Below are 8002 nucleotides of genomic sequence, written 5' to 3'. Positions count from 1 at the left end.
GTTGAGATATATTGAGATGTTAATTAAAAACTTTGCTGGTCTGCTGAAGGCCCATAGCTTCCCGGCAAAGGAATATTGTTCAATCGGTAATACACGCCCAGCTGAGCCCTGTGATGAGTAATCTGGTTTAAGGCATGGCGTATTGCCCCATATTTGCTCCAGCTTGCCAGCTCATGGCCGTCATTTTTAATCGTCCAGCTGGGATTCAGATCGTTTTCTGTACTGTTTTCTAATGCTGTTTTTGCTGACTGGTAATCATCTTCCAGTTTTTTCATCAGTTCATCTCTTGTAGAAAGAACGGTAGGTTTGTAGTCTCCTTTGGCAAAATCCAGTTCAGAAGTTTTTAAAATTGTGTTCGGCCATTCAAAAACTTCTACCAGATGGGTGGCAAGCGGCATCATTTTCATACTTTTTTCATGCGGAGCATAATCATTTTTTCCTTCAGGGAATAGTTCAATAAATTTTTTTGTGGTTTGAAATTCTCCCTCCAGTTCGGATTTTAATTGAGATAAAGTGTCCATAATATTTTGTTTTTTAGAAACTTAAAGGTAAGCGTTTTAAAAATGAAACTGTTTTAACAGAATCATAATTTTTTAAGTAGTAAAGAGTGAAAAGGAAGAATATTTTTTACTGGAAAATAAAATTTGAAAAAAACTGTAACAAAAGAAGACATATGATTACTAATTATATAAACTTGCTACAATGAAAAAGTTATTCTCCATATTTTTGATCACTCTGTTTGCTTTTGCAGGAGCTCAGGAGTCCAAAGAAACGGCCAACCGTTTCTTTTATGAACTGACTTTTAAGCCTAAGAAAGATTCAGTAAAACTTGATAAAGTAGTGACAATTTTAGATATCACAGATAAGAACAGATCTATTTATCAGGATTATACAGTGATTGCTCAAGATTCTATCATGAAAATTGAAATGGAAGCAATTAAGAAATCAGGAATGATGAGAGACTTTTCAAAATCCCTTAAAACACCAAAAATTTCATCCAGAATATATAAGTCTTACCCAAGTATGAAAGTACAATATGTGGATAAGATAGCTAACGGATTTACTCCAACAAATATTGGTTATAGTGAAGAATTAAAATTCAATTGGAATATCTTAGCTGATAAACAAAAAATAGGAGAATATAATGCACAAAAGGCGACAACTGATTTTGGAGGAAGAACTTGGACTGCTTGGTTTAGTACAGATATTCCATTTCAGGACGGACCTTATAAGTTTTATGGGCTTCCAGGTTTAATTGTAAAAATTGAAGATGCTGATAAAAATTACTCTTGGGTATTGCAGGGAAATAAAAAAGTGAAAGATTATACGGAATTCTCTTACATTGAAAACTTAATGCATGCTTCAGGAGGAAAAGTAAATGAGTTAACAAGAGAAAAATTTGAGAAAACTTTTAATGACTTTAAAAAAGATCCATTTTCTTCTGTAAGACCTATGATGACACAGGAAATGATGTCTAAAACCATCCCTGGAATGGATGGAACGGTAGGAGATATGATGAAAAAGCAGGAAAAGCAGTATAAGGATTTTTACAATGCTAACGACAATCCAATAGAAAAAGAACAGCCTTCTGACAAGAAGAAAAAATAAGACTTCATATCAACTAAATTATATTTTGAATCACCCCAGATACAGCAATGTGTTTGGGGTGATTTCTTTTTGTTAAAAATGTTCTTTTAATAACTAAAAAATATTGAAAATAAATTCCAATTTGAAATAATGTCTTAGAATTAGCAATTATTTTTAAAATTTAGAAAACAAAAATTTGATTTTGTTATTTTTAATTATATGTTTGTTTTACAACAAATTAAAATATTATACAATGAAAAAAATCATTTTCATGTTGTTATTAACAACATCAGTAATGTCATTTGCAAAAGGTGAAGAGCCAAAAGTGAAAGTAGAAGAGAGTAAAAGTAAGGTTGAGAATGTTTTGGTAGCTAAAAAGAATTTTAAGGATGAAAAAGTACTAGTAAAAATTGCAAAAACCATGAAGGCTGCAGAGATGAATCTGGAAGGATGCTTGGCAATTGCTTTTAATGTAACAGCTGTTGATCCACCGCTAGGTACAGCTATGGTAAGTAGCTGTTTGGAAACATATTCTAAATAAGCTGAAAATATAGAATTACTAAAAAATAAATCAATGGGGTGTTTTCAAGTGAAGCACCCCATTATTTTTTTATACAAACTCGTTATTTAGATTAAATTTAAATAGCGTATATTTGCAGGACTAAAAATTAGGCTTTGAAAGAGAAAGGATTACATAAATTAAGTGGATTCCCTAAAAACAAAATGGGGAAGATATTGGGATATGATAACGACCATCTTAAAATGCCCAATAAAATTATTGAAATGGGACTTCTTCCGGAGACCATTTTCAGAATTTTGTATCAGGCGCCGTTCAGCGGGCCAATGTATGTAGAATTTGGAGCAGAAAAAAGCCGGATTGCTCTTCGTGAGGAAGAAGGAGATTACATCATTGTTGAAGAATTGAATTAATGCAGGAAAACAAGAAAAAACAGATACTTTTAGTCGGGAATCCTAATGTAGGAAAGTCAACGGTTTTTAATACACTTTGTAACAAAAAGCAGAAGACCGGGAACTACGCCGGCGTTACCGTTGCAAGTCATTCGGGGAACTATGTTTACAAAAACGAAGAAGTAGAGGTTATCGACCTTCCTGGTTCTTACAGTGTATACCCGAGTTCAGAAGATGAGGCTATTTTTTCCAAATATCTTATTGATGAGCAGAAAAACTATGCAGGAGTTGTTTATATTCTTGAAGCATTAAGCTTAAAAAGAGGACTGCTGCTGTTTCAGCAGATTCAGGATCTCGGAATTCCAATGATTCTGATTGTCAATCAGATTGATCAGGCAGAAAGAAGAGGAATCACTATAGAGATTCAAAAATTTTCCAAAGCATTAGGGATAAAAATTATTCAGACCAATGCCAAAGAACAGATCGGGATTGATGAAGTAAGGGAAGCTGTTTATAACAACGAATTTGTAAAAACAGATCAACTTTCTTTTGAAACACCGGGCGAACATAGAGACTTTATTCAAAAACTGGCGGCACATAAAGGTTTCGATAACGAATATAAAGCCTGGATGAGCCTTTCATTGGGAACTGATCTTGGAAGAATCAGCGGAGTAATGGAACAGCTGAATGAACCGGATTCTAAAAGCTTGGTTCCAAAAAGATTACAGGTTCAGGAAACCGTAAGAAGATATCAGAACGTAGACAAAATACTGGCTGATGTCATTTCTAAAAAAACTCAGTTTAAAGAATTATTAACCGAAAAACTGGATAAAGTTTTAGTTCATAAATTCTGGGGTTATGTAGTTTTTTTAGCGATCCTGCTGGTTATTTTCCAAAGTGTTTTCTTCCTTGCGGAATACCCGATGACCTGGATTGAAGATACATTCTCCTGGCTGGCTGCATTTACCAGCGAACATCTTCCTGAAGGCCCCATTAATTCATTAATTTCAAATGGAATTGTTCCCGGAATAGGAGGAATTGTGGTTTTTGCTCCACAGATCGGAATTCTCCTGTATTTCCTTTATCTGCTTGAAGATTCAGGCTATATGGCAAGAGTCGTATTCCTGATGGACAGACTGCTGCGCCCCTTCGGACTTAACGGTAAAAGTATCGTTCCGCTTGTATCAGGAACTGCCTGCGCCATTCCTGCCGTGATTTCTACAAGAAATATTGAGAATGTAAAAGAAAGATTGCTTACGATATTGGTAACGCCGTTTATGACTTGTTCTGCGAGACTTCCGGTATACAGTATTATTATCGGATTGATTATCTCAGAAGGAACATTTTTAGGAATCAAATATAAAGCACTGGTTCTGATGGGAATGTATCTCCTTGGGTTTTTAGTTGCTTTATTTTCTGCAGCCATCCTAAAAAGATTTATTAAAAGCAAAGGAAAAACCTATCTTGTAATGGATCTTCCTGCTTACAAAAAGCCACTTTTTGGATATGACTTTAAAATGGTTTTGGGAAAAGTATGGGATTTCATTACCGGAGCCGGGAAAATAATTTTCATCGTAAGTATCATCATCTGGTTTTTAAGCTATTTCGGACCAAGCCAGAAAACAAACGAGATGGTAGCCACAGACGTTCACCTGGATCATTCTTACCTAGCTAAAATGGGTAAAGGAATAGAACCAATAATTGCTCCGCTTGGTTACGACTGGAAAATGGGAGTCGGAATCCTTACCAGTTTCGTAGCAAGAGAAGTTTTTGTAGGAACAATGTCTACCCTTTACAGCTTGGAAGATGATGCTCCCGAAGTGAAAGTAATAGATAAAATGAGAAGAGACGTAAAACCGAACGGTGAAAAAGTCTTCAGTTTTGCAACCGGAATCTCGGTTCTTCTTTTCTACGCATTTGCAATGCAGTGTGTTTCCACACTTGCAGTAGTCTACAGAGAAACCAAAAGCTGGAAATGGACCGGTTTTCAGGTAGTCATGATGACAGGTTTGGCATATTTTGTGTCGATGATAGTATATCAGATTTTAAAATAATGGACTCATCATTAATTATTCAGTACGTACTTGTTATACTAATTGTAGCATTCGCCTGCTATTCTTTATTTAAAGTACTTAAAAAGAATTTCGCTCCAAAGAAATTCAGCTCCAAAAGAACCCACTGCGATAAAGATTGCGGCTGTTCTTAATATTGGGTTCAACGGATATTGAAAAAAATGTAGTAATTTCATTTTTCTAATATAAATTATTCGGGTTGAACTTTTTAAAAGCAGGATTATTAATAGTATTTTCTTTACTGGCCATTTTCGGAAAGGCACAAACAGATACCATAAATACCAGGTCTTACGCAGACAAGGTAATGATCCGTGTGAATCTTGATACCAATATTGAAAGCTATGTTTTCTCATCAGGAGAAGGTAAGAATGCGTTCAATATGGACCTGTCCATCAACAATAAAACGAAAACATCGTTTTCAATTGATTATAGAATAATAAGTGCGACAGTATCATTTGCTCCCAGATTTTTAGAGGGAAATAATGATGATGAAATGAAAGGGAAAAGTTCTTACTCCGATTTAAGCTTCAGATTTTTTCCGGGAAGATTTATTCAAAATGTTTATTATAAAAATGTAAAAGGCTTTTATGTGGAAAACATGAAAGACTTGTCTCCGGAATGGCAGGAAGGACGAGATCCCTATATTCAGTTTCCGGATTTAAGGGTACAAACCTTTGGCGGGTCTACATCCTATGTTCTTAATAAAAATTTTTCAGCAAGAAGTATCTATACACAAGGAGAATGGCAGAAGAAAAGCAGCGGAAGCTGGGTACCGTTTATAGATTATGATCTTACCATTTTCAGAAATACGATTGACGGAGTAAAAAACAAAGAAATACAATACAATATAGGAGGAAACATGGGATATTTCTATAATTGGGTTATTGGAAAAAAAGTAAATATTTCGCCTCATCTGGCTATTGGGATTGGAGGTAAATTCTCCAGTTACAGAGAGCTTGATAACGGATCAATAAAACAAAATGCCCAATATGCAACTATAAGAATGCAGGGCGGTCTTCATGTGGGTTATAATACTGACCGGTTTCTGTTCGGAGGTAAAATAAATTTTAAAAGCTATGCCTACGATCAGAAAAACAGCCAGAGTGTAGAGAATAGTAATCTTTATGGACTGATATATATAGGGTATCGTTTTGCGCCACCGAAAGTTGTGAAAAATACCTATGATAAAGTCCAAAAAAAGATTCCGGTTTTATAAGTTGAAGGGTCTTTTAAGTATCTTTGCGTTGGAAAATTTAGAGAAAACAAAATAAATTAAAAAAACATCATGTCATTAATAAAATCTATTTCCGGAATTCGCGGAACCATTGGTGGTAAAGTAAATGATAACTTAACACCGCTGGATGTTGTAAAATTCGCATCCGCTTTCGGAACCTGGCTTCAGAATAATAAAAACAAAAAAGATCTTACTCTTATCATCGGAAGAGATGCCAGAATTTCCGGCCAGATGGTTTCTTCCTTAGTTACAGCTACATTACAGGGATTGGGGATTAATGTGATAGATCTTGGCCTTTCTACAACCCCGACTGTTGAAGTAATGGTACCTGAACTGAATGCAGACGGAGGAATTATCCTTACCGCTTCTCATAATCCAAAACAATGGAATGCCCTTAAATTATTAAACGAAAAAGGAGAATTCATCAGCGGTGAAAACGGTGCTGAAGTCCTGGCGCTGGCAGAAAGTGAAGACTTCAACTATGCAGAAGTGGATGATCTTGGAAAATATGAAACAAGAGACGATGCTTTCGATATCCATATTCAGCAGATCCTGGATTTGCCAATGGTAGATGTGGATGCGATCAAAGCGAAGAACTTTAAGGTTGTTCTGGATGCGGTAAACTCTACAGGAGGGATTGCTATTCCAATGCTTTTAGATAAATTAGGTTGTGAAACCGTTAAATTATATTGTGAGCCTACAGGCCACTTTCCACACAATCCTGAGCCTTTAAAAGAACATTTGGGAGATATCTGTGAATTGGTGAAGAAAGAAAATGCAGATTTGGGAATCGTTGTAGATCCGGATGTAGACAGATTGGCCCTGATTGATGAAAAAGGAGAAATGTTTGGAGAAGAATACACCCTGGTTGCCGTTGCAGATTACTTACTGAAAAATAAAAACGGAGTAGCTGTTTCCAATCTTTCTTCAAGCCGCGCTTTGAGAGATGTGGCACAGACTCACAACTCAGAATACTTTGCGAGTGCTGTAGGAGAAGTAAACGTTGTTACTTTGATGAAAGAAAAAAATGCAGTCATTGGAGGAGAAGGAAACGGAGGAATTATCTACCCTGATTTACATTACGGAAGAGACTCTTTAGTGGGAGTTGCTCTGTTCTTAACGCATTTAGCCAAAGAAAATAAAACTGTTTCTGAACTGAGAGCAGGATATCCAGGCTATTTCATGGGTAAAAAGAAAATAGAGCTTACACCGGAGATTGATGTAGATGCTATCTTAAGCAAAATGGAGCAGGAGTACAAGAATGAAGAAGTTTCCACAGTAGATGGTGTAAAAATAGACTTTGAAAACAACTGGGTTCACCTTAGAAAATCCAATACAGAGCCAATCATTAGGATTTATACTGAAGCTCAATCTCAGGAAGAGGCAGATCAGTTAGGAGATGATATCATTGCTAAAATCAAGAGTTTAATCTAAAAATATAGGAAGAACGGGCATATTGTCCGTTCTTTTTTATATCAGAAATGTTTGAACATATCAAAGACAGATTTCCTTTCCCCAAAGAAAAGTGGAGAAAATTTCTGGGCAGTTTCCAGCGTATGGAAGTCCCTGCCAAGACTTTGCTTTTAAAAGAAGGTGAAGTTTCCTGCAGTGCCTATTATATTGAAAAAGGTATGGTAAGAGCCTGGTATAATAACGATGGAAAAGATGTTACCTTCCAGTTTTTTCTTGAAAGTACTATGTTTTCATCCCTTGAAAGTTTTAAAAAAAGCCTGCCGAGTATGGTGTCGTTTGAGACCATAGAACCGTGTATTTTATACAGAATCAACAAACCTGATGTGGAAGCTTTCTTAGAAGAAGTTTATGAAAATCCAGAGCTCAGAAATTTCTTTATGGATGCTCTTTTTGAAAGGGTATTTGATTATATGAAACATTTCTTTTCATTTATTAAGGACTCACCACAGCAGCGATACCTGAATCTTGTCAGGCAAAAACCGGAAATTATCAAAAGAGTTCCGCAGCATTATATCGCTTCCTATCTCGGGATTACTACCGTACATCTCAGCAGAATCAAAAGTAAAATATTAAAAGAAAGACTTTAACAGGTTGGAAGATGGAAGTCAGAAGCAGGTAGTTTAAAAACATACGGCATAAATTCTGACTCATCTTAAACGCAACGTCCGCAAAGAATAATCTTTATTATTGAAAATGTTCGCAAAGACGTTCCACTCAGCAACGATTG

8 protein-coding genes are annotated in these 8002 nt (G+C 35.7%); 7 read left to right on the top strand and 1 reads right to left on the bottom strand.

Annotated features, from left to right (window positions below; translation table 11 throughout):
• Positions 1-23: 23 nt before the first annotated feature.
• Positions 24-521, bottom strand: a complete 498-nt coding sequence (locus tag AC5YGI_RS21890) for a DinB family protein (protein WP_110008922.1) — start codon at positions 519-521, stop codon at positions 24-26.
• 181 nt (positions 522-702) lie between these two features.
• On the opposite strand from AC5YGI_RS21890, the gene AC5YGI_RS21885 reads away from it, so the two are divergent.
• The 7 genes from AC5YGI_RS21885 to AC5YGI_RS21855 all read left to right on the top strand — a co-directional run bounded on the left by AC5YGI_RS21885 (position 703) and on the right by AC5YGI_RS21855 (position 7862).
• Positions 703-1608: a GLPGLI family protein gene (locus AC5YGI_RS21885; protein WP_330744725.1), complete on the top strand. Its 906-nt coding sequence runs from the start codon at positions 703-705 to the stop codon at positions 1606-1608.
• 232 nt (positions 1609-1840) lie between these two features.
• Positions 1841-2128, top strand: coding sequence for a hypothetical protein (locus tag AC5YGI_RS21880; protein WP_496169797.1), 288 nt, complete (start codon positions 1841-1843; stop codon positions 2126-2128).
• Positions 2129-2262: 134 nt separating this feature from the next.
• Positions 2263-2517: a FeoA family protein gene (locus AC5YGI_RS21875; RefSeq protein WP_082798751.1), complete on the top strand. Its 255-nt coding sequence runs from the start codon at positions 2263-2265 to the stop codon at positions 2515-2517.
• Positions 2517-4550, top strand: coding sequence for a ferrous iron transport protein B (gene feoB, locus AC5YGI_RS21870; protein WP_330744722.1), 2034 nt, complete (start codon positions 2517-2519; stop codon positions 4548-4550). The genes AC5YGI_RS21875 and feoB overlap by 1 nt, the downstream gene beginning before the upstream one ends.
• Before the next feature lie 217 nt (positions 4551-4767).
• Positions 4768-5784, top strand: coding sequence for a DUF4421 family protein (locus AC5YGI_RS21865; RefSeq protein ID WP_496169796.1), 1017 nt, complete (start codon positions 4768-4770; stop codon positions 5782-5784).
• A 69-nt stretch (positions 5785-5853) separates the two neighbouring features.
• Entirely contained in the window at positions 5854-7236 is a 1383-nt protein-coding gene (gene glmM / locus AC5YGI_RS21860) for a phosphoglucosamine mutase (protein ID WP_446107192.1), read from the top strand.
• A gap of 47 nt (positions 7237-7283) precedes the next feature.
• Positions 7284-7862 (top strand): Crp/Fnr family transcriptional regulator, encoded by a 579-nt coding sequence (locus tag AC5YGI_RS21855; protein ID WP_496169795.1) that lies wholly within the window; start codon positions 7284-7286, stop codon positions 7860-7862.
• Positions 7863-8002: the final 140 nt, after the last annotated feature.

This window comes from Chryseobacterium sp. CS3K3.1, from assembly GCF_059515165.1.
The sequence above is the reverse complement of the archived record's forward strand: the minus strand, read 5'-3'. Positions and strand labels throughout refer to the sequence as shown.

Excerpts from the sequence above, each read along its gene's own strand:
- AC5YGI_RS21890 (WP_110008922.1), bottom strand. The coding sequence starts at position 521 with ATGGACACTTTATCTCAATTAAAATCCGAACTGGAGGGAGAATTTCAA.
- AC5YGI_RS21885 (WP_330744725.1), top strand. The coding sequence starts at position 703 with ATGAAAAAGTTATTCTCCATATTTTTGATCACTCTGTTTGCTTTTGCA.
- AC5YGI_RS21880 (WP_496169797.1), top strand. The coding sequence starts at position 1,841 with ATGAAAAAAATCATTTTCATGTTGTTATTAACAACATCAGTAATGTCA.
- feoB (WP_330744722.1), top strand. The coding sequence starts at position 2,517 with ATGCAGGAAAACAAGAAAAAACAGATACTTTTAGTCGGGAATCCTAAT.
- glmM (WP_446107192.1), top strand. The coding sequence starts at position 5,854 with ATGTCATTAATAAAATCTATTTCCGGAATTCGCGGAACCATTGGTGGT.
- AC5YGI_RS21855 (WP_496169795.1), top strand. The coding sequence starts at position 7,284 with ATGTTTGAACATATCAAAGACAGATTTCCTTTCCCCAAAGAAAAGTGG.